The organism is Vibrio sp. 03_296 (assembly GCF_002265885.1).
The window spans coordinates 1-943 of record NZ_NPKW01000558.1; the positions used below are offsets into that span (position 1 = coordinate 1).

Sequence of the window (943 nt, forward strand, 5' to 3'; positions counted from 1 at the left end):
TCCTTCACTCCAGAATGTTGTGTTTGTAATTTATGGTTTTATAGTTAAAACCGCCTATATTTCAGACGGAGTTCGCACATAATACACGCATGAGTTACAAAATGAAGCTTTTGTTTACAATAATGATACAAATTTCCAATCAGAAATTAAATTTCAATTAAAGGAAAAGCAAAGAATAATCGACTAAATCAAAGGGTTGGTTTGCTAGACGCGGCGGCTTTGGAGACATAAAAAAGAGACGGCAAAAGCCGCTCTGTGTGTTTGAATCGATATATTGGTTTGCTTATTTCGAAACCATAACCATCGCAGGACGAATCACTCGACCATTCAATTCGTAGCCTTTTTGCATCACGAACATCACGGTGTTTGACTCGTGATCTGGGCTTTCCTGAATCGACATCGCCTGATGCCATTCTGGGTTAAATGGCTGGCCTTCAGGATTGATCTCTTTCAAACCAAACTTACTGACCAACATCACAAACGTTTTTAATGCGTTAATTCAACGCCTTCTAGCAGTGGTTTTACCGCTTCGCTTTCAGCGTCAGCAGCTTGAATCGCACGCTCTAGATTATCAATCACAGGCAGCAGTTCTTCAGCAAAGCGATTCAACGCATATTTACGCGCTTTATCAATTTCTGCTCAGTACGACGACGCTATGTTTCCACTTCTGCTTTCGCACGTAGCATTGAATCTTGCTGCTCTTTCACACGCGCTTCGCTGGCCAATAAAGCGGCTTCCAGCTCAGCGATCTTCGCCGCTGATTCATCCGCTTCTTCGTTCCATTCGATATCAGCATCAGTGCCAATCAGCTTCTACTTCTACTTCCGCTAGCGTCTTGTCTGTTTAAGCGCTTCTTCGTTGATTTTGTTTTCTTCGTTGCTCATGATATCTCCAGAATTCAACTATTTGTCCTTAAAGCCTTTCACGTTTTAAAGGCTTTATC

The 943-nt window shown here is 42.0% G+C and carries 1 pseudogene; it reads right to left on the reverse strand.

Going from position 1 to position 943, the window contains the following annotated elements:
* Nucleotides 1-283: 283 nt before the first annotated feature.
* Nucleotides 284-884 (reverse strand): annotated as a pseudogene (gene grpE, locus CIK04_RS26155) (nucleotide exchange factor GrpE).
* Between the last annotated feature and the right edge of the window lie 59 nt (nucleotides 885-943).